This window comes from Candidatus Ruthia endofausta (genome assembly GCF_013342985.1).
Classification (GTDB): Bacteria; Pseudomonadota; Gammaproteobacteria; order PS1; family Pseudothioglobaceae; genus Ruthia; species Ruthia endofausta.
Genome location: NZ_CP054490.1, coordinates 885,221 through 908,041 on the forward strand (window position 1 = coordinate 885,221; position 22,821 = coordinate 908,041).

At 38.1% G+C, this 22,821-nt stretch carries 26 protein-coding genes, 1 tRNA gene and 1 pseudogene; 15 read left to right on the forward strand and 13 right to left on the reverse strand.

The features are described from left to right. Positions 1–29: 29 nt before the first annotated feature. Entirely contained in the window at positions 30–635 is a 606-nt protein-coding gene (locus HUE58_RS05035; RefSeq protein ID WP_174605917.1) for a carbonic anhydrase, read from the forward strand. Positions 636–667: 32 nt separating this feature from the next. Here the strand turns inward: HUE58_RS05035 and rimM are convergent, their stop codons facing one another. From rimM to purB, 3 genes are all read right to left on the reverse strand, one after another. Continuing rightward, complete coding sequence (rimM, locus tag HUE58_RS05040; RefSeq protein ID WP_246260765.1) at positions 668–1,108, reverse strand: ribosome maturation factor RimM; 441 nt, start codon at positions 1,106–1,108, stop codon at positions 668–670. Positions 1,109–1,184: 76 nt separating this feature from the next. Beyond that, a complete protein-coding gene (gene rpsP / locus HUE58_RS05045) occupies positions 1,185–1,580 on the reverse strand; it encodes a 30S ribosomal protein S16 (RefSeq protein ID WP_174605918.1) in 396 nt (131 codons plus the stop codon). A 61-nt stretch (positions 1,581–1,641) separates the two neighbouring features. Further along, complete coding sequence (gene purB / locus HUE58_RS05050; protein ID WP_174605919.1) at positions 1,642–3,018, reverse strand: adenylosuccinate lyase; 1,377 nt, start codon at positions 3,016–3,018, stop codon at positions 1,642–1,644. Between the two features lie 123 nt (positions 3,019–3,141). On the opposite strand from purB, the gene acnB reads away from it, so the two are divergent. Further along, on the forward strand, positions 3,142–5,700 hold the full coding sequence (acnB, locus tag HUE58_RS05055; RefSeq protein WP_174605920.1) for a bifunctional aconitate hydratase 2/2-methylisocitrate dehydratase: 2,559 nt from the start codon (positions 3,142–3,144) through the stop codon (positions 5,698–5,700). A gap of 52 nt (positions 5,701–5,752) precedes the next feature. On the opposite strand, the gene rpmG is transcribed toward acnB, so the two are convergent. Continuing rightward, positions 5,753–5,908: a 50S ribosomal protein L33 gene (gene rpmG / locus HUE58_RS05060; protein WP_174605921.1), complete on the reverse strand. Its 156-nt coding sequence runs from the start codon at positions 5,906–5,908 to the stop codon at positions 5,753–5,755. 9 nt (positions 5,909–5,917) lie between these two features. Then, entirely contained in the window at positions 5,918–6,154 is a 237-nt protein-coding gene (gene rpmB / locus HUE58_RS05065) for a 50S ribosomal protein L28 (RefSeq protein ID WP_174605922.1), read from the reverse strand. A gap of 124 nt (positions 6,155–6,278) precedes the next feature. Between rpmB and HUE58_RS05070 the strand changes: the two genes are divergently transcribed. Further along, positions 6,279–6,368 (forward strand) — tRNA-Ser (locus HUE58_RS05070). 302 nt (positions 6,369–6,670) lie between these two features. On the opposite strand, the gene HUE58_RS05075 is transcribed toward HUE58_RS05070, so the two are convergent. Together HUE58_RS05075 and HUE58_RS05080 are read right to left on the reverse strand one after the other, a co-directional pair. After that, complete coding sequence (locus HUE58_RS05075; protein ID WP_246260767.1) at positions 6,671–6,898, reverse strand: type II toxin-antitoxin system PemK/MazF family toxin; 228 nt, start codon at positions 6,896–6,898, stop codon at positions 6,671–6,673. Next, positions 6,892–7,161, reverse strand: a complete 270-nt coding sequence (locus HUE58_RS05080; RefSeq protein ID WP_174605923.1) for an AbrB/MazE/SpoVT family DNA-binding domain-containing protein — start codon at positions 7,159–7,161, stop codon at positions 6,892–6,894. The genes HUE58_RS05075 and HUE58_RS05080 overlap by 7 nt, the downstream gene beginning before the upstream one ends. A 134-nt stretch (positions 7,162–7,295) precedes the next feature. Here HUE58_RS05080 and HUE58_RS05085 point away from each other — a divergent pair, with 134 nt between their 5' ends. After that, positions 7,296–7,601, forward strand: coding sequence for a DUF4126 domain-containing protein (locus HUE58_RS05085; protein ID WP_246260769.1), 306 nt, complete (start codon positions 7,296–7,298; stop codon positions 7,599–7,601). Further along, positions 7,538–8,206: pseudogene (locus HUE58_RS05090) on the forward strand (aconitase family protein); the annotation flags it as partial. The gene HUE58_RS05085 and the pseudogene HUE58_RS05090, both read left to right, overlap by 64 nt. A 101-nt stretch (positions 8,207–8,307) precedes the next feature. Here the strand turns inward: HUE58_RS05090 and pyrE are convergent. After that, on the reverse strand, positions 8,308–8,952 hold the full coding sequence (pyrE, locus tag HUE58_RS05095; protein ID WP_174605924.1) for an orotate phosphoribosyltransferase: 645 nt from the start codon (positions 8,950–8,952) through the stop codon (positions 8,308–8,310). 24 nt (positions 8,953–8,976) lie between these two features. Between pyrE and HUE58_RS05100 the strand changes: the two genes are divergently transcribed. Then, entirely contained in the window at positions 8,977–9,747 is a 771-nt protein-coding gene (locus HUE58_RS05100; RefSeq protein WP_174605925.1) for an exodeoxyribonuclease III, read from the forward strand. 88 nt (positions 9,748–9,835) lie between these two features. On the opposite strand, the gene HUE58_RS05105 is transcribed toward HUE58_RS05100, so the two are convergent. Then, on the reverse strand, positions 9,836–10,000 hold the full coding sequence (locus HUE58_RS05105; RefSeq protein ID WP_174605926.1) for a hypothetical protein: 165 nt from the start codon (positions 9,998–10,000) through the stop codon (positions 9,836–9,838). A gap of 255 nt (positions 10,001–10,255) precedes the next feature. Here HUE58_RS05105 and trmB point away from each other — a divergent pair, with 255 nt between their 5' ends. The 8 genes from trmB to fabB are packed head-to-tail and all read left to right on the forward strand — an operon-like array spanning position 10,256 to position 17,959. Continuing rightward, the gene (gene trmB / locus HUE58_RS05110) at positions 10,256–10,930 is read left to right on the forward strand and encodes a tRNA (guanosine(46)-N7)-methyltransferase TrmB (protein WP_246260771.1); all 675 of its coding nucleotides are present in this window, start codon (positions 10,256–10,258) and stop codon (positions 10,928–10,930) included. After that, the gene (locus HUE58_RS05115) at positions 10,930–11,382 is read left to right on the forward strand and encodes an FxsA family protein (RefSeq protein WP_174605928.1); all 453 of its coding nucleotides are present in this window, start codon (positions 10,930–10,932) and stop codon (positions 11,380–11,382) included. Before trmB ends, HUE58_RS05115 begins: the two co-directional genes overlap by 1 nt. Further along, positions 11,370–12,593 carry a bifunctional folylpolyglutamate synthase/dihydrofolate synthase gene (locus tag HUE58_RS05120; protein WP_174605929.1) on the forward strand — a complete coding sequence of 408 codons (1,224 nt, stop codon included), beginning with the start codon at positions 11,370–11,372 and terminating at the stop codon, positions 12,591–12,593. Before HUE58_RS05115 ends, HUE58_RS05120 begins: the two co-directional genes overlap by 13 nt. A 39-nt stretch (positions 12,594–12,632) precedes the next feature. After that, positions 12,633–13,481: a CvpA family protein gene (locus HUE58_RS05125; RefSeq protein WP_174605930.1), complete on the forward strand. Its 849-nt coding sequence runs from the start codon at positions 12,633–12,635 to the stop codon at positions 13,479–13,481. A gap of 10 nt (positions 13,482–13,491) precedes the next feature. Beyond that, positions 13,492–15,009 (forward strand): amidophosphoribosyltransferase, encoded by a 1,518-nt coding sequence (gene purF, locus HUE58_RS05130; protein WP_174605931.1) that lies wholly within the window; start codon positions 13,492–13,494, stop codon positions 15,007–15,009. 25 nt (positions 15,010–15,034) lie between these two features. Continuing rightward, positions 15,035–16,201 carry an O-succinylhomoserine sulfhydrylase gene (locus HUE58_RS05135; protein ID WP_174605932.1) on the forward strand — a complete coding sequence of 389 codons (1,167 nt, stop codon included), beginning with the start codon at positions 15,035–15,037 and terminating at the stop codon, positions 16,199–16,201. A 31-nt stretch (positions 16,202–16,232) separates the two neighbouring features. Continuing rightward, on the forward strand, positions 16,233–16,742 hold the full coding sequence (gene fabA, locus HUE58_RS05140) for a bifunctional 3-hydroxydecanoyl-ACP dehydratase/trans-2-decenoyl-ACP isomerase (RefSeq protein WP_174605933.1): 510 nt from the start codon (positions 16,233–16,235) through the stop codon (positions 16,740–16,742). After that, a complete protein-coding gene (gene fabB / locus HUE58_RS05145; protein WP_174605934.1) occupies positions 16,742–17,959 on the forward strand; it encodes a beta-ketoacyl-ACP synthase I in 1,218 nt (405 codons plus the stop codon). Before fabA ends, fabB begins: the two co-directional genes overlap by 1 nt. A 39-nt stretch (positions 17,960–17,998) precedes the next feature. Here fabB and secF read toward each other — a convergent pair whose 3' ends face one another. The 4 genes from secF to serS are packed head-to-tail and all read right to left on the reverse strand — an operon-like array spanning position 17,999 to position 22,447. Further along, positions 17,999–18,925: a protein translocase subunit SecF gene (secF, locus tag HUE58_RS05150; RefSeq protein ID WP_174605935.1), complete on the reverse strand. Its 927-nt coding sequence runs from the start codon at positions 18,923–18,925 to the stop codon at positions 17,999–18,001. Next, entirely contained in the window at positions 18,922–20,775 is a 1,854-nt protein-coding gene (gene secD / locus HUE58_RS05155; RefSeq protein ID WP_174605936.1) for a protein translocase subunit SecD, read from the reverse strand. The genes secF and secD overlap by 4 nt, the downstream gene beginning before the upstream one ends. Positions 20,776–20,791: 16 nt before the next feature. Beyond that, positions 20,792–21,133: a preprotein translocase subunit YajC gene (yajC, locus tag HUE58_RS05160; RefSeq protein ID WP_174605937.1), complete on the reverse strand. Its 342-nt coding sequence runs from the start codon at positions 21,131–21,133 to the stop codon at positions 20,792–20,794. A 21-nt stretch (positions 21,134–21,154) separates the two neighbouring features. Continuing rightward, complete coding sequence (serS, locus tag HUE58_RS05165) at positions 21,155–22,447, reverse strand: serine--tRNA ligase (RefSeq protein ID WP_174605938.1); 1,293 nt, start codon at positions 22,445–22,447, stop codon at positions 21,155–21,157. Between the two features lie 82 nt (positions 22,448–22,529). Here serS and HUE58_RS05170 point away from each other — a divergent pair, with 82 nt between their 5' ends. Next, positions 22,530–22,817: a rhodanese-like domain-containing protein gene (locus HUE58_RS05170; protein ID WP_174605939.1), complete on the forward strand. Its 288-nt coding sequence runs from the start codon at positions 22,530–22,532 to the stop codon at positions 22,815–22,817. The last annotated feature ends 4 nt before the right edge of the window (positions 22,818–22,821 follow it).

Here is a 22,821-nt window from a genome sequence, read left to right on the forward strand (position 1 = left end):
TACCGTAAGAATAAGCCTTTTTTAATAATATGAAACATTTAAATTCAACACAAGCAAAAAAAAAACTGGCTGATGGTAATCAACGCTTTGTTAATGGCACTGCATTGAATTATAAATTTCACCCCCATAGATATACAAAAGACATACAGAATCAATCGCCTTTTGCGATTGTAATAGGTTGTTCTGATTCAAGAGTACCAATTGAAACTATTTTTGATCAGAGTTTTGGAGATTTGTTTATTATTCGCATTGCAGGAAATATAGTAGCCCCATCACAAATGGGTAGTGTTGAGTTTGCAATCTCAAAATTTAAGGCCTCCTTGATTATGGTATTAGGGCACTCTAACTGTGGTGCTATTAGTGCTACTATTGATGAGTGCATCAATAAAACATATTTATCAGACAGTCTTCATTCTATTACTGATAGGATAAAGCTATCAATTCTACCCTTAATCAACTTAAATTTGCCAAATCATAAATTAATGAACAAGGCTGTTGAGGTTAATATTATTCATTCTGTCAAACAATTACAAAGCCAATCACTAATCATTAAGGAGGCCATCGAAAATAATAAACTAGAGGTTATAGGCGCTAGCTACTCTTTAAAATCAGGTACAGTTCAGCTTCTGACTTAATTTTTTTAGACTTTTGAATTGAACCAATCTGTTTAAAAATTCTCATCCCAATCAACTAAAATAGTTTGATTATCCATATCTACTTTGATTAAAAATGGCGAAATATAAGGTACCCAATACTCTCTCTTACCATTAACCACGAGCACATTGTTTGAGCCAGTATCAACCAAATTAGACACTTTACCAAGCACAATTTTTGCCTTATTGATTACTTCTAAACCAATTAAATCGTCCCAATAATACTCACCTGCCTTAAGTTGTGGTAATTGTAATTTTTCAATATACAAATCAGTGCCCATATAAGCCCTAGCTTGTTCTTTATCAAAGACATCTTTGATTTGCGCCACAATGGTTTTACCTTGCAGGCGACCTTGAACAACCTCCAAGGTTTGCCAATTGCCATCAACATTGATATGCCACGGCTGATAAGATAAGATATTTTTTCTTGGATAGGTGTAGGAGAAAATTTTCACCCAGCCTTGAGCACCAAAAAGGCCATTAATCTGTCCGATTAATAGCCTTTTGTTGTCAGATGTAGGAAGTTCTGAATTACTCAGTGACCTTTTCCTCTTCTGTTGATGGCGCTTCTTGCTCAGTAGTTTCTGTTACTTCTTCTGCTTGTGCTTTAGCTTGCGCTGCTAGTTTGACTGTCACCAAAGCTGCTTTTGCTTGCTGAGTAGCAACACGCTTTTCATGAATTAAAGGGTTTTTGAACTCTTTAACAAGTTGCTTAACGCGATCAGAGATTTGTGCACCTTGTGATATCCAATACGCTAATCTATCTTCATCGACGCTCAGCCTAACTTCTTGTCCACGGGCAACTGGATTAAAATATCCAAGTCGCTCAATGTAACCACTGTCTCTACGTTTTCTAGAATCTGTTGCTACAATTGAATAAAAAGGTTTCTTCTTGGCTCCACCTCGGGCCAGTCTAATTTTAACCATGGGTTTTTTGCTCCTTTTGTGCTATTAATTGATTTATACCAAAAAGATATAAGGTCCGATATTATATCAGTTTTTTGATTGCGTTTGCTAGTTTTTGTGCATCACCGGTATAAGTCATGGGCGTTAGTTCAGACAAAGCTATTTTCGCCTCATCTGGCATATCAAGATTTTTAACAAACTCTGCCAACACTTGTGCATTAATCATTTGGCCACAGGTAAGGTCTTTGAGCCTCTCATATGGATTGTCAATACCATAACGGCGCATCATTGTTTGAATTGGCTCGGCTAATACTTCCCATGAATTGTCTAAATCCTGAGTTAATTTTTCCTCATTAGTCTGCAACTTACTAATACCTTTAATAATGGATTCATATGCTACCAAGCAATGTGCGCAACTCACACCTAGGTTTCTAAGCACAGTTGAATCAGACAAATCCCTCTGCCAACGTGAAATTGCCAACTTATCTGCCAAGTGCGTATTAAGTACATTCGCAATACCTAAATTACCCTCACCATTTTCAAAATCAATCGGATTGATTTTATGTGGCATGGTAGATGAGCCTACTTCACCAGTAATGGTTTTTTGCTTGAAGTAACCAAGCGAAACATAACCCCAAATATCACGACAAAAATCAATCAAAATCGTATTAAAGCGATTAACTGAATGGAAATACTCCGCAATATAATCATGAGGCTCAATTTGCGTGGTGTACATAGCGTAATTAATACCCAAACTTTCAATAAAATTCTGAGAAATTTTCTGCCAATCTAAATCGGGATAAGCACAAATATGTGCATTAAAATTACCCACAGCACCATTAAATTTGCCCATAATTTTGACACTTTCTAGCTGCTTAATTTGTCTCTTCAAACGAAAAGCAAAGTTAGCCATCTCTTTACCTACAGTACTTGGAGAAGCGGTTTGCCCATGTGTACGAGACAACATTGAAACTGAAGCGTTGTCTTGCGCCAATTTAGCAATGAGTGATAATAACCCACACATCTTAGTCAGCATGACATTACGTCCTTCTAACAACATAAGTGCATGTGATAGATTGTTAATATCTTCAGATGTACAAGCAAAATGAAAAAACTCACTCACAGCTTCAAGTTCGCTATTACCTTTGATTTTATCTTTCAAAAAATATTCAATCGCTTTAACATCATGATTGGTTGTACGTTCAATCGTCTTAACTGCTTGAGCATCAACCAATGAAAAATTAGCAACAATACCATCTAAAAACTTAACCACTACTTGACTAAAAGTTGGCACTTCTATTATACCAGCATTATCCGCCATGGTTTGCAGCCACTTAACCTCAATTAAAACACGATATTTAATTAAGCCAAACTCACTAAAGATAGCATTCAATGCTTTGGTTTTATCAAAATAGCGCCCATCAATGGGTGATATAGCAGTTAGTTCGGTTAATTTCATGAGATTGTTTTGTAAAAACTGTACAAATTTTTCACCATATGAAAAATAAGATTATGATATGAAAAAAGGTATAGAAATAAAATGATAAAATTATACACTTTATTATTTTGCACAAGGACTCAGATGAAATCAGCCTACCTTCAACATGTTAATAAACGTCAACAAGGCAATCTACCACCTCTTGCCTTAAATGCACAACAAACCAAATCAGTGGTTGAGTGCTTAATCAAGGATGTTGATACGTCTTTTTATCTTGATTTACTCACCCATCAAATACCACCTGGTGTTGATGAAGCGTCCTATCTAAAAGCCAGCTTTTTAAGCAGTATTGCTAAGGGCAATCAAGCCTGTCCTAGTATTTCTCAAGCGCACGCTACTTTTCTTTTAGGTACTATGATGGGTGGTTACAACATTGAGCCCCTAATTGAACTACTAGATATTAACGCCACAAGAGAAAGTGCACAAACAGCGCTGGCAAATACCTTATTGATTTATGAGGCATATCAAGCTATTGTTGATAAATCTCAAACCAACCCTTATGCTAAGAATGTTGTAGATAGCTGGGCAGATGCACAATGGTTTAACAAAAAAGCACCCTTGCCTCAGAAAATTAAATTAAGCGTTTTTCGTGTTGAAGGCGAAATTAATACGGATGATTTATCGCCTGCAACACAAGCCTGGTCACGTCCAGACATTCCTTTACATGCACAATCCATGTTAATTAAAAAGATAAACAGGCCACTTGAGATGATTGAAAAACTCAAGCAAAAAGGCCTACCATTAGTCTTTGTGGGTGATATTGTTGGTACAGGCTCTTCACGTAAATCTGCCATTAACTCAGTGCTTTGGCACATAGGTGATGATATTGATTACGTGCCTAATAAGCGCAGTGGTGGTGTTGTGCTGGGTGGCAAAATCGCACCGATATTTTTTAATACTGCACAAGATTCTGGCGCTCTGCCGATTGAGTGCGACGTTAGCAAAATGAAAATGGGTGATGAAATCACAATTTATCCATTCGAGGGAAAAATTATCAATAGCAAAGGTGAAACCATTTCAATTTTTGAACTCTTACCAACCACTTTATCTGATGAAGTACATGCAGGAGGACGAATTCCGCTTATTATTGGTAGGGGCTTAACTGATAGAACTCGCCAAGACCTCGGCTTACCCGTCTCAACTACTTTCTTACGCCCACAAGATGTTAGCCAAAGTAATACTGGCTACACATTGGCACAAAAAATTGTTGGCAAAGCTTGCGGTGTAGATGGCATTCGCCCAGGCACTTATTGCGAGCCACGCATGTCTAGCGTAGGTTCACAAGACACCACAGGTGCAATGACACGCGATGAATTAAAAGAACTAGCCTGTCTTGGATTTTCAGCCGATTTAGTCATGCAAAGCTTTTGCCATACGGCTGCTTATCCTAAACCTGTTGATTTAGAACTACAACACTCACTGTCTGATTTTATGCACTCACGTGGGGGTGTGTCACTTAAGCCGGGTGATGGTATTATCCACTCATGGCTTAATCGCATGCTACTACCTGATACAGTAGGCACAGGTGGTGATTCCCATACGCGCTTTCCTATTGGCATTAGTTTTCCAGCTGGATCTGGGCTGATTGCTTTTGGCGCTTCACTTGGTGTATTGCCATTAAACATGCCTGAATCTGTCTTAGTGCGCTTTACAGGCACAATGCAACCAGGTATCACCTTAAGAGATTTGGTCAATGCAATCCCATACATGGCTATACAAAAAGGCTTATTAACGGTTGAAAAATCTACTAAGAGAAACATCTTTTCAGGTCGTATTTTAGAAATTGAAGGACTGAGTGATTTAAAAGTAGAACAAGCATTTGAACTGGCTGATGCTTCAGCCGAGCGCTCTGCCAATGGTTGCACAATTAAGCTAAATAAAGAACCTGTGATAGAATATCTAAACTCTAATATTGCCTTATTATCTTCGATGATTAATAAGGGCTATGAGGATAAAAAAACCCTCGCCAGACGTATTCAAGCCATGGGAAAATGGCTAGATACGCCTGAATTACTAGTCGCAGATACAGATTGTGAATATGCCGCAATGATTGACATTAACCTTGATGAAATCAAAGAGCCAATCTTGGCGTGTCCGAACGATCCAGATGATGTCAAACTACTCTCAGAAGTGGCCAACACCAAAATTGATGAAGTCTTTATTGGCTCTTGCATGACTAATATTGGTCACTTTAGGGTAGCTGCACAATTATTAAAGGACAGGTCAGAACTGACAACCGAATTGTGGATTGCGCCACCCACCCGAATGGACGAAGCGCAGCTTAGAGCAGAAGGTGTCTACGGTACATTTGACAAACTAACTAAACACACCGAAATCCCTGGTTGTTCTTTATGCATGGGCAACCAAGCACGAATCAAAGACAATGCCACAGTGATGTCCACTTCAACACGCAACTTCCCTAATCGTTTAGGTGACAATGCTGATGTCTATTTATCTTCTGCCGAAGTAGCAGCAATTACTGCCAAACTAGGACACATTCCAACAAACATAGAATACCAAGAAGCAATAAAGGACATCAAACCAATGGAGGCACAAATTTATCAAAATTTAAATTTTGACCAACTAGATGAATATAAAGATGAGATAAATAGTGTGCCACTAGAAACCATCTTAAGTTCATAGCCAACAAAAAAGCCAAAAAGCGACTTTTTTATTAAAATTTTATATAAACGAACTACTTAATCTTCGCTTCTTTGTACATCACGTGTTTTCTAACAACTGGATCAAACTTTTTAACTTCTATCTTTTCTGGATGAAGACGTTTGTTTTTAGTGGTTGTATAAAAATGGCCTGTTTTAGCTGATGATACTAACCTAATTTTCTCTCTCATAACTTGCTCCTAAACCTTTTCGCCACGTATACGAATTTCTGCTAACACAGTGTCAATACCTTTTTTATCAATAATGCGCAATCCTTTTGCTGATAACTTTAACTTAACAAAACGATTCTCACTTTCCACCCAGAAACGGTGTGTGTGAAGATTTGGATAAAAACGACGACGCGTTCTATTGTTCGCATGAGATACATTGTTACCACTCATTGGTCGCTTGCCCGTAACCACACATACCTTCGCCATAATTCACCTATCAAAAAATCTATAAGGAAAGGAATTATACTTAAAATTATTCAGCTTTCAAAGCTAAATTATACAAAAACCCTATTTACTATTGCCTGAACAAACGGTATCATACTCCGGCATTGGAGGGATGGCAGAGCGGCTGAATGCACCGGTCTTGAAAACCGGCAAGGGTTAATATCCTTCTAGGGTTCAAATCCCTATCCCTCCACCATTATTCTAGTCACCTTACCCACAAACACACACTTCTCGCCACTTGCCCCATACATCGCGGTAATGTCGCTGTTCGTCATATCAAAAAAATAACCTTGATGACATTTATAGTGCGTTAATTCAATCTATTTTGACAACGCTCATCTACTACCTGTTTTGAAAAAGGTGCGGTTGGATAATTTTACAAAACCGCCTCACTCAATACACAAACATTTCTTGTAAACACTGGCATAAAGTTTGCTGAGTTGTTTGATTAATGACGCCTAATTTTCTAATCAGTTTTGACTTGTCAATCGCTCTTATTTAGTCTATTAAAATTAACCTTTCTTTTCCTGAAATTTTACCAAAACTCGGCAAGGGTACTTCAAACCCTTTGGTTGTCATTGGAGCGACAATAACCGTTGATAGGGCTGAAAGCTCATCTGGTGAAACCACAATACAAGGCCTAGTTCTATTAATTTCTCTACCCTTTGTTGGATTGAGACTAACCAACCACACATCAAGCCTATCAACTTTTTTAGTATTCACCATTCTATGTCACTGTCATCAATCAAAGTGGCGTGCAACCATTCATTATCAACCTGTTCTTTACTGAATAATTTTATATGGTTTTCTATACTTTCTTGCCAGCCATCTCTAACTATTACACTTTTATGAGACTTTATCAATAATCCCTCATCCACTACTTTTAGTTCAAGTTCAAAACCACTTAAATGCGCCTGTTCTATAATTGGTTTAGGAATTCTAATACCCTGTGAGTTGCCAATTTGAATTAAAAATATTGCAAAATCCATTAGTGATAGCAACGGCAAGAGCTGTACGCGGTGTAGAGCTTCTTACAGAGAAAATTCCTGGGTTTGACTCAATTTAAGACAGTGTTCATACCTTTATTCGCATCCCGCTTGGAGCACTACTTACAGGCTATGCAATGGCAGAGTTTGGCCTTATAAGTGAAACCGTGGGGATGGTTATTAGCGGCGGAGTGACCTTTGCAACACATTTTATCAAGACAGGTACGCGTGCTTTAACATCAGTCCTGAATCAGTCAGTAATTGGACGGCTTTTCACTGAAGATGTTGCTGTGTTTACTGATATGTGGGCAGCAATTAATCATCCTGCTGTTTGGATTGTTGTTGCCACTATTATCATTATTTTGATGGTTTGGTTGATGTTAGCCAAAGTAATACTGGCTACACATTGGCACAAAAAATTGTTGGCAAAGCTTGCGGTGTAGATGGCATTCGCCCAGGCACTTATTGCGAGCCACGCATGTCTAGCGTAGGTTCACAAGACACCACAGGTGCAATGACACGCGATGAATTAAAAGAACTAGCCTGTCTTGGATTTTCAGCCGATTTAGTCATGCAAAGCTTTTGCCATACGGCTGCTTATCCTAAACCTGTTGATTTAGAACTACAACACTCACTGTCTGATTTTATGCACTCACGTGGGGGTGTGTCACTTAAGCCGGGTGATGGTATTATCCACTCATGGCTTAATCGCATGCTACTACCTGATACAGTAGGCACAGGTGGTGATTCCCATACGCGCTTTCCTATTGGCATTAGTTTTCCAGCTGGATCTGGGCTGATTGCTTTTGGCGCTTCACTTGGTGTATTGCCATTAAACATGCCTGAATCTGTCTTAGTGCGCTTTACAGGCACAATGCAACCAGGTATCACCTTAAGAGATTTGGTCAATGCAATCCCATACATGGCTATACAAAAAGGCTTATTAACGGTTGAAAAATCTACTAAGAGAAACATCTTTTCAGGTCGTATTTTAGAAATTGAAGGACTGAGTGATTTAAAAGTAGAACAAGCATTTGAACTGGCTGATTATACAAAAAGACAAAAACAACACCATCAACAAGGCAATATTTCTCAAGTTTATATGCCACAAATCATTAAAATCCACTCAGGCTAGTGGCACAGTTGGCTTTAACCCTGAACACCATAACAATATCGATACGCCTCAATGCGCTCAATTAACCCATGGTCATTGCCTTGCCTTAAATAATCAACCAAGTGTGATAAATTAATAATACTTAAAACCGAAAGCCCGAAATTTTGTTCGATTTCTTGAATAGCGGATTGCTCACCTTTGCCTTTTTCTTGACGATTAATCGCCACAATCACGCCCTTGGCAGTTGCATCATTTGCTTTAATGATATCCATCGCCTCACGAATAGCCGTACCTGCTGTGATGACATCATCAATAATCAAAATATTGCCCTCAAGTGGATGACCGACAATATCTCCACCCTCGCCATGCGTTTTGGCTTCTTTACGATTAAAGCTATAAGGCACATTTTTATTAAAACCATTATTAAATGCCATGGCAGTTGCGGTTGCTAGTGGAATGCCTTTGTAGGCTGAGCCAAACAAAACATCAAAATCTAGGCCACTATTTTCAATCGTTGTCGCGTAAAATTTACCCAGTTGAGAAAGATGCTGCCCCGTATTAAATGCCCCCGCATTAAAAAAATAAGGACTAACTCGGCCAGATTTTAAGGTGAATTCACCAAACTTAAGCGCACCACTGTCCAACATAAAATCTACAAAGTCTTTTTGATACTGTTCCATAGATTTTCCTATAAAATTATTTCGATGAAAAGAATTATAACGGCTAATGTCAACGGAATTCGTGCCGCTGAACGAAAAGGTTTTTTTTATTGGATAAAAATCCAAAATGCAGACGTGGTTTGCTTGCAAGAAATCAAAGCACAAGAAAACCAACTAGATGATCGATTTTATCCAAAAGAATACCACTGCTATTACCAATTTGCTCAGAAAAAAGGCTATGCTAGCACAGCAATCTTTACCAAACAAACGCCCATTCAAGTTATTAAAGAAAGCCCGTGGGATGATATTAATTTTGAAGGGCGATTTATTCGAGCTGACTTCGAAGATTTGTCAGTTATTTCAATTTACATACATTCAGGCAGTGCCAAACAAGAGCGCCAAGATTTAAAAATGGCGTTTTTAACTGAGCGATTTATGCCTTATTTACAAGAGCTTAAGGCAAGCGGACGCAAGGTAATTATTTGTGGTGATGTGAATATCGTACATCAGGAAAGAGATATTAAAAACTGGAAAGCCAATCAGAAAAATTCAGGCTGCTTGCCAGAGGAACACGCTTGGCTGGATGAGTTATTTTTTGAAGTTGGCTTTATTGACAGCTTTCGTGAAGTCAATAAAGAAGATGGGCAATACACTTGGTGGAGTAATCGCGGGCAAGCATGGGCGAATAATGTCGGCTGGCGTATTGATTATCAAATCCTTACACCAAATCTCAAAGGCACGGTTAAAAGTGCCAGTATTTACAAAAATGAGCGTTTTTCAGACCATGCACCACTAATTATGGATTATCAACTATGAAGAAACTTAGCCTGCTACTAATGTTGGATTGCTTTTAATGACTACGCCGTTAAATCATTAATTAAGCGATATATTGGCGGGAGCCTGCCTATATTGCCTCCATCTCTTGCAAGTTTAAATGCACTTGTTTGAGTTCGAATAACAAAGGTCGATGGTTATAATCTATTTCATCAAGCTCAATACAAAGAACTTGGTTAAAACTACTTAGTGCCAATGTTAACAACTCTGTAGTTGTATTGGTTATGTGTGACATAGGGTTAGGGTATCCTGATTAATTGGATAAAAAGCCACTATAATAACGGTAAGTGGAAAGCCACTTTTTTTTAGTTTAAGGCTTGTAAATATACTACATATTATTTAACTGTCAAACGACAAAATAAAGCTCATTTTCACAGAAAACTAATATTTGTTTCCTTAGGTTTTTTTAATGCGTTTGTTGTTTTGTTTTTCTTGGCAACAATTCAACTAAATACTGTTTATGATTTGTGCCAATATTTTGATAAACAAAATGAGAAAAATTCAAAGTTTTGTGCGCCGCTCTGGCAGATTAACGCTTGGGCAAAAAATGGGGCTGACTGAACTTTGGGCGAATTATGGGGTTGATTTACCAAAAGGTAGAATCAATTTAGATGCTTTGTTTGTCAAACGACAAAAAATTGTTTTAGAAGTTGGCTTTGGCAATGGTGATAGTTTGCTGGAAATGGCAATTAAGATACCTGATAGAAATTTTTTGGGCATTGAGGTGTATGAGGCAGGTATTGGTAGATTAATTAACGAAGCATACAAGCACCAATTAAGCAATCTTAAAATCATTAAAGCAGATGCTGTTGAGGTATTAACAAACCATATAAAAGACGGCAGTTTTAATCGTTTTCAGCTGTTTTTCCCTGACCCGTGGCATAAGAAAAAACACCATAAACGCCGAATTGTGCAAACTGATTTTCTAGATTTGTTGTCACGCAAAATAATTAAAGGTGGAAAAGTCCACATGGCAACTGACTGGGCACACTATGCCACTGCAATGATGAACACCTTAGAAAATCACCCCCACTTTAAAAACACACAAAACGGCCCTATCTATTCACCAAGATCTGAATACCGACCCATTACTAAATTTGAACGACGAGGTCATAGGCTGGGACACGGCGTTTGGGATTTAATTTTTATTAACGAGAAAACATAATGATATTTCCTTTATTTGTTGTCATGACGCTGCTTGAGATTTATGTTTTAATATCGGTGGGTGAGTCAATTGGTGGTTTTTCAACCATATTATTAGTTGTTATTACTGCACTTATTGGCTCAACATTACTCAAACAACAAGGGTTTTCTACCCTTGTAAAAGTACAGAAAAAAACCATGAACGGACAAACACCTGCTTTTGAAATGCTTGAGGGTGTAGTAATCTTAGTCTCAGGTGTTTTGTTATTAACGCCTGGTTTTATTACGGATTTTATCGGCCTACTTGGACTTATACCCATTTCAAGGGCTTATTTTATTAATCAAATTTTGAAAAAGAACGCACAAAAGATATTTAATAAAAACCGATCTGGTTTTATTCATAAAACCAAAAATATCCACCCTCAACAGCGTCATAAAAACAACACTATTGAGGGTGAGTTTTGGGAAGAGTAAACACCCTAGATGATTGGCTAAACTACCAAGAAAACCTACATTTTCAGGACATTGATTTAGGGCTAGAACGTGTTCAAAAAGTTTATCAAAAGCTATTTCCAAAAGGTGTTTCTTTTAAAGTAATTACGGTTGCTGGTACGAATGGCAAAGGCTCTACCGTTGCTTTTATTGATAGCATTTACCAACAATCAAACTTTAAAGTGGCTAAATTTAGCTCGCCACACATTCTTAAATACAATGAGCGCTTTGTGATTAATGGCACGCAAGCCACTGATGAGCAGATTTGCTCGGCGTTTAATAAAATAGAGCAAATTCGAGGCAAAATCTCACTCACTTATTTTGAATTTTCAACTTTGACTGCGCTGATTATTTTTGAGCTAGAAAAAGTTAATGTGGCTGTATTAGAAGTGGGGCTAGGTGGTCGGTTGGACTCGGTTAATATTATCGATAACGACGTGAGCGTTATTACTAATATTGATATTGATCATGTGGGTTATTTGGGTGATACTCGTGAGTTGATTGGATTTGAAAAAGCAGGTATTATGCGCAAAAATACGCCTTGTATTTGTGCTGATACCAATCCACCTGCCTCAATTAGTCAATACGCCCATCAAATCGAGGCGCAACTGGAATTTGTTAAGGAAAAATATACAAGTGATATAGGCTTAATCGGTAAGCACCAACAGCAAAATGCAGCTGCGGCAATGCTTGCTGTGCAAAAATTGCATAAAATTCTGCCAATTAGCACTACTGAAATTAAAACAGGTATTAAATATACGCAACTTGGTGCTAGATTTCAAATAAAAACCGTTAATAATAAAACCGTTATTCTTGATGTCGCACATAATGCAGCAGCTGTTAAAGTGTTATCAGCAGAATTGGCAAAACAAAAATGCCCCACCATCGCCATATTTTCAGCTTTAGAAGATAAAAATATTGGCTTGATGATTAATGAAATTAACATAATTATTAATCAATGGTTACTAGTGCCACTTGATGTTAATCGAGCAATAGACATGAAAGTGCTTAGTAGCGAGTTTGATTTAAATCATAAAATTCACGTTTGTGATGATATGAAAGATGCCATTAATCACGGCCTTAATGACAAGCAATATTGGCGTATTGTTATTTTTGGCTCGTTTCATGTTGTGACTGATGCATTAAAAATACTTACACCATTTATGAAAAATGATGAAGAAAAAATCTTGTAAAATTGCAACTAATCACAAAGCACCTCTAGGAGAGATTTGATGGATGAGTTTTTTGCAACTATCTGGCACATGATTGAACGCTTAGTTTGGTCTGACTGGATAACCATTGCTATCTTAGCGACATTCCTAGTATTAGGCTTTAAACGTGGTATGGCAAGAGAGCTCATCAATTTAGGGTTTTTATTATTAGCCATTTTAATTGCGTGGCTGTTTTACCAAATATTGGCTATAAGCTCGCTCATCACTTGGCTAGTACTCTCACACCAATCTCATTTAGCCATATCATTTGGGGTGATTTTTATTGGTGTTATGATTATCAAAAGAATAATTTATAAACTAACACAACTCTCCTCAACCGTTGATAATCCTTGTGTATTAAACAAACTGTTTGCGCTAATGGTCGTTTTGGTGGCAATTACAATGTTTAGTTGGCATTACTTGGAGGTTGTCGCTGGGCTGGGTATTATAGAAATATTGATTGGCAATGAATCTGTTCGCATTGGCTTGTCATTTTCAATTGTATTTGGGTTTGCCTTTGGCATTTTAACTTTTATATCAAGTGTGTTAACTATCTCTATTGATGAAACCAAACCTTGTTTTTTATCGTCTTTTTTCAAAAAAATACTTGAGACTTTGCAAACAATAGACACTAAGCTTAATGCCAAAAATATCAACAGCACTCAAAACAATTTATTAGGCTTAATTGTGGGCCTAATCAAAGGTAACTTGGCAATTTTAATCATGGTATTGGTGTTGCAAAGTATCAGTTGGGTTTCACAAAAGTATTATTGGATTGAAACTCATGGCGCTTTAAAAGCCTTTCAAGATGTGGCTTCAGATATTAAACCTGAGTTATCACAATACTTATTATTTATTGAAAACAATTAGGAAATAACTTATGTGTGGCATTGTTGGCATTTTATCTACCACTAAGAAAGATACAGCTGTTTATATTTATGATGCGTTAACTATTTTGCAACATCGTGGTCAAGATGCAGCAGGCGTTGTCACTGCTCATAAAGGGCGTTTTTATATGCGCAAGTCAAATGGCTTGGTTAGGAATGTCTTTAGAACTAAGCACATGACACAGTTGTTAGGCGATATGGGCATTGGCCATGTACGTTATCCTACTGCAGGTAGCTCGTCTAATGCAGAGGCACAGCCTTTTTATGTTAATTCGCCATACGGCATTGCATTTGCACATAACGGCAACTTAACCAACACTGAGCAATTGGCTCAAGAATTATTTGAGCAAGACCTTCGCCATATTAATACCAATTCTGATTCAGAGATTTTGCTAAATGTATTTGCCAGTGAATTAGCCAAGTTACAAAAACAACGCATTAACGAGGCTGATATTTTTGCATCTGTAAAACAAGTGCATAAACGTGTACGCGGTGCTTATGCAACCATTGGCATGATTCCAGGCTATGGTATCTTTGGCTTTAGAGACCCTAATGGTATTCGCCCATTAATTCTTGGCAAACGTACTACTAAAGGCGGTACTAAATATATGTTAGCCTCTGAAAGTGTGGCACTTAGCGCACTTGGTTATGAGATTACTCAAGATATCAAACCAGGTGAAGCGGTCGTTATTGACAGAGCAGGTAATACATTTATTAAACAGTGCGCAGAAAGCCCTAAGCACTCACCTTGCATCTTTGAATTTGTTTATTTTGCCCGTCCAGATTCAGTCATTGATGATATTTCCGTATACAAATCTCGCCTAAGAATGGGAGAAAAGTTAGCCGAAAAAATTCATAAAGAATGGGGTGTTAATGATATTGATGTGGTAATTCCAATTCCCGACACCTCTAGAGTAGCTGCGCTACAACTGGCACATAAGCTAGACGTGAGATATAGCGAAGGCTTAATTAAAAATCGATACATTGCTCGCACTTTTATTATGCCAGGGCAAAAACAGAGAAAAAAATCAGTGCGTCAAAAACTCAGCACAATTGAACTTGAGTTCAAAGGCAAAAATGTATTATTGGTCGATGATTCCATTGTACGTGGCACAACCAGTGAACAAATTGTACAAATGGCTCGTGATGCTGGTGCTAATAAAGTGTTCTTTGCCTCAGCTGCGCCTGCCGTGCGCCATCCCAATGTATATGGTATTGATATGGCTAGCAACAAAGAGTTTATTGCCCATGATAGAGATACCAATCAAATCTGCCAAGCCATTGGTGCGGATAAGCTAATTTATCAAGATCTGGATGATTTAATTTGGTGCGTGCAACAAGGCAACAAGGCAATTACTACGTTTGATTGCTCTTGTTTTAATGGTCAATACGTAACCGATGATATCGATAAAGACTATCTAGAACATGTTGAATCTTTACGAAGCGACCTTGCTAAAGAAGAAAACAACATCTTTGAGGCTTCTGAATTGATTGGTAATGATGTAGAATAGTGCTATTTAATAATTTTACAAGTACATGAAAGATTTAGGCTTCGATACCAAGGCTATACGCACAGGTTATCGAACCACTACTGAACAAGAACATTCTGAGGCAATATTTTTAACCTCCAGTTTTGTCTTCGACTCAGCCGAACAGGCTGCCAATCGCTTTTCTAAAAAAGAGTCGGGGAATATTTATGCGCGTTTTACTAACCCGACAGTGGGTGCCTTTGAAAAAAAATTAGCCGCAATTGAAAGTGCACAAGCCTGTGTTGCAACGTCATCTGGCATGGCGGCAATCTTTGCCACCATCATGGCACTACTTAAATCGGGTGATCATATTGTTGCTTCTCGTAATATGTTTGGCACCTCAATTGTGCTATTAAACACCATTATTGCTAAATTTAATGTTGGCATTAGTTTTGTAGATTTATCTAACTTATCAGCATGGGAGAGTGCGGTTAAAAATAATACCAAGCTCTTTTTGCTTGAGACGCCATCTAACCCACTGGGTGAGGTTGTAGATATTGCTGCACTTAGTAAAATATCAAAAGCCAATCATGTTCTTTTAGCAGTTGACAATGCAATTCTAGGCCCTGCGCTACAAAACCCTATTGCTTTGGGTGCTGATATTGTGATTCACTCAGCCACTAAATATATTGATGGTCAAGGCAGATGCTTAGCAGGTGCTGTGGTTGGAAGTGCTGACATTATTGAGCAAGTTCATGGATTTGTGCGCACCACAGGCCCTAGTTTGAGCGCTTTTAATGCTTGGATTGTGCTTAAGGGGCTAGACACTCTAAGTCTTAGAATGAAAGCCCACTCAGACAATGCGCTTAAACTTGCCATCTGGCTTGAAACTCAAAATCAGGTAGAAAAAGTCTATTATTTAGGTCTGTCTTCGCACCCTGATTACAACTTAGCCAAATTTCAACAGTCTGGCTTTGGTGGTATTGTGTCATTTGAAGTTAAAGGTGGAAAAGAGTCGGCCTTTAAAATAATCAACGCCACCAATATACTTTCCATTACTGCTAATTTAGGCGATACAAAATCTACAATCACCCATCCAGCAACCACAACGCACGGAGGCTTAACCGATGAAGAAAGACTTAATGCTCATATAACGGATGGATTAATCAGGATATCTGTTGGTCTGGAAGACATTAAGGACATCATTGCTGATATTAAACAGACACTGGTATAATCTAGAGAATATTTATTTACATAAAAACACAATGCAAAATTCTTTCTCTTATGATGAATTAATTAAATGTGGCAATGGCGAATTGTTTGGGCTGGGCAACGCCCAACTGCCAAAGCCACCGATGTTGATGTTTAATCGTATTAGCCATATTTCTAGTGAGGGTGGCGAATACGGCAAGGGTGAAATTATTGCTGAATTAGATATTAACCATGATTTGTGGTTTTTTGAATGTCACTTTAATGAAGATCCCGTTATGCCTGGTTGCTTAGGACTAGACGCCATGTGGCAATTAATTGGCTTTTATTTAGGATGGTTGGGTGGCTCTGGTCATGGTCGTGCGCTTGGTGCTGGTAATATTAAATTTGTCGGTCAAGTACTGCCCAGTGCAAAAAAAGTAACCTACAAAATTGATTTATCTCGCGTTATTGCACGTAAATTGTACATGGGTGTGGCTGATGCAACTATGGAGGTGGATGGCAAAGTCATTTACGAAGCCACCAATCTTAAGGTTGGATTATTTACTGATACTAGCAAAATGTAATGAACAGAGTCGTTGTCACAGGAATGGGAATTGTTTCTAGTTTAGGTGTAAACTGCACAGAGGTTTTAGCCTCCTTAAAAACTGCCAAATCAGGCATCAAATTTGATAAAGATCAGGCAAAAATGGGGCTTCGTTCACACGTGTCTGGCGCTATTGCTGAACTAGACTCTAGTGAAATCATTGACAGAAAAATGAAACGTTTTATGGCTGATGCCGCTATTTATAATGCAGTTGCCTTGGATGAAGCAATTAAACAATCAGGATTAACACCTGAACAAATCTCAAATAAACGTACTGGGCTTATCATGGGTTCTGGCGGCGCCAGCAACCAAAACGTAGTAGAAGCTGCCGATATCTTAAGGGGAAAAGGCATTAAGCGTGTTGGTCCTTATCGCGTACCGCGCACGATGGGTTCTACCACTTCGGCCTGCCTCTCAACCCTGTTCAAAATTAAGGGCATTAACTATTCAATCAGCTCTGCTTGTTCAACTTCTGCACACTGCATCGGCAACTCCATGGAACAAATTCAAATGGGCAAACAAGATGTGGTATTTGCTGGTGGCGGTGAAGAGTTAGATTGGTCGCTCACCATGTTGTTTGATGCAATGGGCGCCTTATCTTCTAAATATAACGAAACGCCTTCAAGTGCTTCTCGTGCCTTTGATGCAAGTCGTGATGGTTTTGTTATTTCTGGTGGTGGTGGTGCATTAGTACTTGAATCACTAGAACATGCACAAGCTCGAGGCGCAACTATCCTTGCAGAACTCACAGGCTATGGTGCAACGTCCGATGGCTATGATATGGTTGCACCGTCGGGTCAAGGTGCTAAACGCTGTATGCAACTTGCCATGTCAACCGTTAAAGGGTCGATTGATTATATCAATGCACACGGCACTTCTACCCCTGTGGGTGATGTTAAAGAATTAGGTGCTATTAAAGTAGTGTTTGGCAACAGCACCCCATATGTTGGCTCAACCAAATCTCTTTCTGGACATGCCTTGGGTGCAGCAGGCGTGAATGAGTCAATCTACTCATTACTCATGCTACAAAATGACTTTATGGCAGAATCTGTTAATATTGAAAATCTTGATGAAGCAGCTGAAGGCATATCAATTGTACGAACAACAACCAAACAATCACTCAAGCGAGTGATGTCTAATAGTTTTGGTTTTGGTGGTACAAATGCCTGTCTAGTCTTTGAAAAATTTAAGCAATAAACGAAAAAACTTCTTAACAAACATCCAAATATTACTTAACTATGGTCGTGAATCAAGTGCTTTCTTTTCTTTTTCAGATGGCAACAAATCTTCCTTGATAATGCCCAATGCAAGAATTATTGAACTGGCAACATAAATAGAAGAATAAGTACCCACCACTACACCAATTAGTAACGCTAAAGCAAAACTATGAATGGTTTCACCACCTAAAAAGAACAGCGCTAACAACACCAATAAGGTGGTTAAAGAGGTCATTATTGTTCTAGATAACGTTTGGTTAAGCGCGCCATTAATAATCTTAGGAGAATCAACGTGGCGTGTTGATAAGAAATTTTCACGAATTCGGTCAAACACTACGATAGTATCATTCAAAGAATAGCCAATGACGGCTAATATGGCAGCCAGTACCGTTAAATCAAACTCAATTTGAAATAATGAGAAAAAGCCTAAGGTGATAATAACATCATGAATAAGGGCGGCAATTGAGCCTAATGAAAAACGATACTCAAAACGTATCGCTACATAAATCAAAATACCAATCAGTGCATACAACATTGCCAAACCGCCATCATTAGTAAGTTCTTCACCCACTTTAGGGCCTACAAATTCAACCCGACGGATATCAACATTATCGCCCAATAAATTGATGATTTTTGAACTTAGTTTGGCACTAGAAATTGATTGCGGTTCTAAGCGAATTAAAACCTCATTAGTTGAACCAAAGTATTGGACATTAGCCCCTTTAAAATTTGCCTTGGCAAGCTTGATTCTAATCCCAGCCAAATCAACACCTTGTTGATAACCCGCTTCAATTAAAGTGCCACCCGTAAAATCAATACCTAACTTAAGTCCATTCATGGTCAATGAAAAAATGCTAGCAACAATCAATAATACCGAAAATATAATGGCATAAGTGCGCTTGCCCACAAAATCAATCGTTGGAATGTTTAGTGCTTTTAAACTCATATTGAAATCTCCTCTAACTTTTTGCCACCGTATATTTTATTAATGATTGCACGTGAGACAGTAATAGCTGTGAATATTGAAGTGATAATGCCAATTGACAAAGTAATCGCAAAGCCTTTAATTGGTCCAGTACCAAAGCTAAATAAAACCAATGCCGCAATCAAAGTCGTAATATTAGCATCTGCAATGGTTAGTAGCGCTTTATCATAGCCACTTGAAATAGCTTTTTGAATATTGTTATTTGTGCCCAATTCTTCTTTAATACGCTCAAAAATTAACACATTAGCATCTACTGCCATACCCACTGTGAGCACAATACCTGCAATACCTGGTAACGTCAGCGTAGCTTGTAATAAAGACAAAACAGACACAATCATCACCAAATTAAGCGTCAAAGCCACATTCGCCACCATGCCAAATACACGATAACGCATAGCCATAAATAACAAAACCAAAACAAAACCAACCGATACCGATATCACACCTTTGGTAATATTATCTGCGCCAAGACTTGGGCCAATAGTGCGCTCCTCAATAATCTCAATCGGTGCCGAGAGTGAACCTGCCCTTAATAATAACGCTAAATTACGCGCTTCCCGAGCACTGTCAATCCCTGTAATTTGAAACCGTGATGAAAATATACCTTGAATTGTGGCAGCATTAATAATATCTTTAGTGGTGGTACGTTTCTTAATGGTTTTTCCATTTTTAGTTATGGTTTCAACTTTATTTTCAATAAAGACAACTGCCATACGATGGTGTAAGTATTTTTTAGTCGTGTTAAGCATTGCTCTGCCGCCAATACTATCAAGTGTGATATTCACCATTGGAATGTTGTTTTCTTGATCAATGCCAGACGCCGCACCTGTAATGTTCTCACCTGTTGTGATAACGCGATTCTTTAGCAAAAGTGAACGACCATCTTTAAAATAATAAAGTTTTGAACCAATTGGCACACGCCCCGATTGGATGGCTGTTTGTGGGTCATTTTCTTCATCAACCAATCTAAACTCCAAAGTTGCCACCGCACCTAAAATCTCTTTTGCTCTAGCTGTATCTTGTACACCTGACAGTTGAACCACAACACGTTCCGAACCTTGCTGTTGAATAATTGGCTCTGCCACACCTAGCTCATTCACTCGATTACGCAACGTTGTAATATTTTGTTTAAGTGCGTTTTTTTTAGCTTGTTTTTGTGCACTATCACTAATACCAATATTGAGTAATAATTCGCCCATATTGTTGTTATCAAAAATTACCAAGTCATCCAATTCTGATTTAATTAGCTGAGCCGCTTTGTCTTTTAATTCAGCGTGCTTAAAACGAATAACAATACTGCCATTTTCTTGCCTAATGCTCTTATATAATCTATCTTTACGTAATAAAACACGAAGTTCATTATATGCCTTATCCATTGTGGCTGAAATGACCGCTTCCATATCAACTTCTAATAAGAAATGCACACCACCCCTAAGGTCTAAACCAAGTGACATGGCTTTGCCACCAAGGCTCGTCAACCAAGTTGGTACAGAAGGTGCTAAATTTAGTGCCACCACGTAACGACGACCCAATGCCTGTTTAAGGGCATCCTTAGCTAAAAGCTGTTGTGTATTGTTCTTAAAACGCGCCAAAATTCTTTGGCTGGTCAGTTCAACAGATTTAAACTCAATTTGTTGTGCTTTTAATGCATTTTTAACTTTATCCAAATCTTGGTCAACAATCAAAGCATTATCTGCGCTTGACACCTGAACAGCCAAATCAGAGCCAAATATATTTGGCAACGCATACAACATTGAAAGCAATAAAACAAATGCGATCAATGCATTTCTAAACCCTGAGTAATGATTCATAATGGTTATTTTTTAACTAAATTTTAGCACTGCCTTTTGGAATTTTTTGGTTAATACCTTGTTTTTGCACCTTAACCACGACACTATCAGCAATTTCCAATGTTGCAAAAGACCCATCCACAGAAACAACCTTGCCAATCACACCGCCATTGGTCACAACTTCATCACCTGTTTTTAATACTGCTAATAATGTTTTGTGTTCCTTAGCACGTTTTTGTTGTGGTCTGATGAGTAAAAAATACATCAGCACAAATATAACCAATAAAAACGGCAATCCACCCCAAGGATCTGAAACACTATCCCCTGGTACTGAGCCTTCTGCAAATGCTGGTGCAATGATTAAATCTAATAAACTCATTTTATCTCCTTATATAAAAAATTAATTAATAACTTCTAAACCACCCATGTAGCTTTGTAAAACAAAGGGTATTTTAATACTTCTATCGGCTTGCTGATGGTTTTCTAATACTGCCACTAATGTTCTACCAACTGCTAATCCTGAGCCATTCAATGTGTGTAATAGTTCCGATTTGTTAGTTTCTTTGTTTTTATATCTCAGTTGTAAACGTCGTGCCTGAAAATCCTCAAAACAAGAGCAAGAAGAAATTTCACGATAAGCGTTTTGCCCAGGCAGCCACACTTCTAAATCATAGGTTTTGGCAGCAGAAAAACCAAGATCTCCCGCACATAAGTTGACCTTTCTATAAGGCAATTTTAAAGCTTGCAAGATGCCTTCAGCGTGTGCAGTCAACACTTCTAAAGCCTGATACGAATCTTGCGCTTTAACCACTTGTACCAACTCAACCTTTTCAAATTGGTGTTGGCGAATAAGACCACGAGTATCACGCCCATAACTACCTGCTTCTGATCTAAAACTAGGCGTATGTGCCACAAACTTAAGCGGTAAATCGTTCTCTTTGACAATCATATCACGCATCATATTAGTCACAGGCACTTCGCCAGTTGGAATCAAATACAATGTCTTAGCCTCCCCTCCCTGTTCGCCATGTAGCTGGGTTTTAAATAAATCAGTTTCAAACTTTGGTAACTGGCCTGTACCAATTAAAGATTCTGCATTCACCAAATAAGGCACATAAGCCTCGATATAACCATTAACCTCACTATGTTGATCCAACATAAATTGTGTCAATGCACGATGCAAACGTGCAATTTTCCCAGTCATAACAGAAAATCTAGCACCAGAAATCTTAGCTGCTGTCTCAAAATCTAGCCCATACATTTCACCCAAATTAACATGGTCTTTTACATCAAAATTATACTGACCTGGTTCACCCCATTTTGACACCTCAACATTATTCTCTTCACTCTTACCCTCAGGTACAGAATGATGAGGAATATTTGGCATCAATAAAACAATCGCATCAATATCAGACTGAATCACTTGCAAATTTGATTTTTCTACATTTAACTGATCACTTAAATCTGCAACGCCCTTTAATAAAGGCTTAACATCTCCTCCAGAAGCTTTGGCTTTGCCAATCGCCTTAGACTGTGTATTACGTAGATTTTGCAAGTTTTGAGTTTTGATTTGATTTTTTTTTCTATTATCTTCTAGCTCGGTTAATTGATTGACATCAAAAGAAAAGTGTCGCTTTTTTAGGGCATTAGCAACAGCCTTTATGTCTAATCTTAGTTGCTTTTTGCTTAACATTGTTATATAATGATTTCCTAATATAGATTAACGCCTAGTTACACTAGGTTTGACTTTAAAAACTAACTTCGGAAATTATACTATGTTTAATTCATTTTCAAGCAGTGATGCTTGCAAACTATTGGCCAATGGTGCTCAATTAGTTGATGTTCGCTCTAGTAGCGAATTTGCCCAAGGCGCACTACCAAATGCAATCAACCTGCCACTACAATCCATTATGGGCACTGAGCAAATCATCAACCGTGACAAAGCCATTATTCTTTATTGCGTTACAGGCGCTCGATCATCAACTGCTAAAAATTATTTAATCCAGATGGGTTATAAGAATGTTAATGACTTGGGTTCGTTTAAGAATTACAACTGCGAATAACACA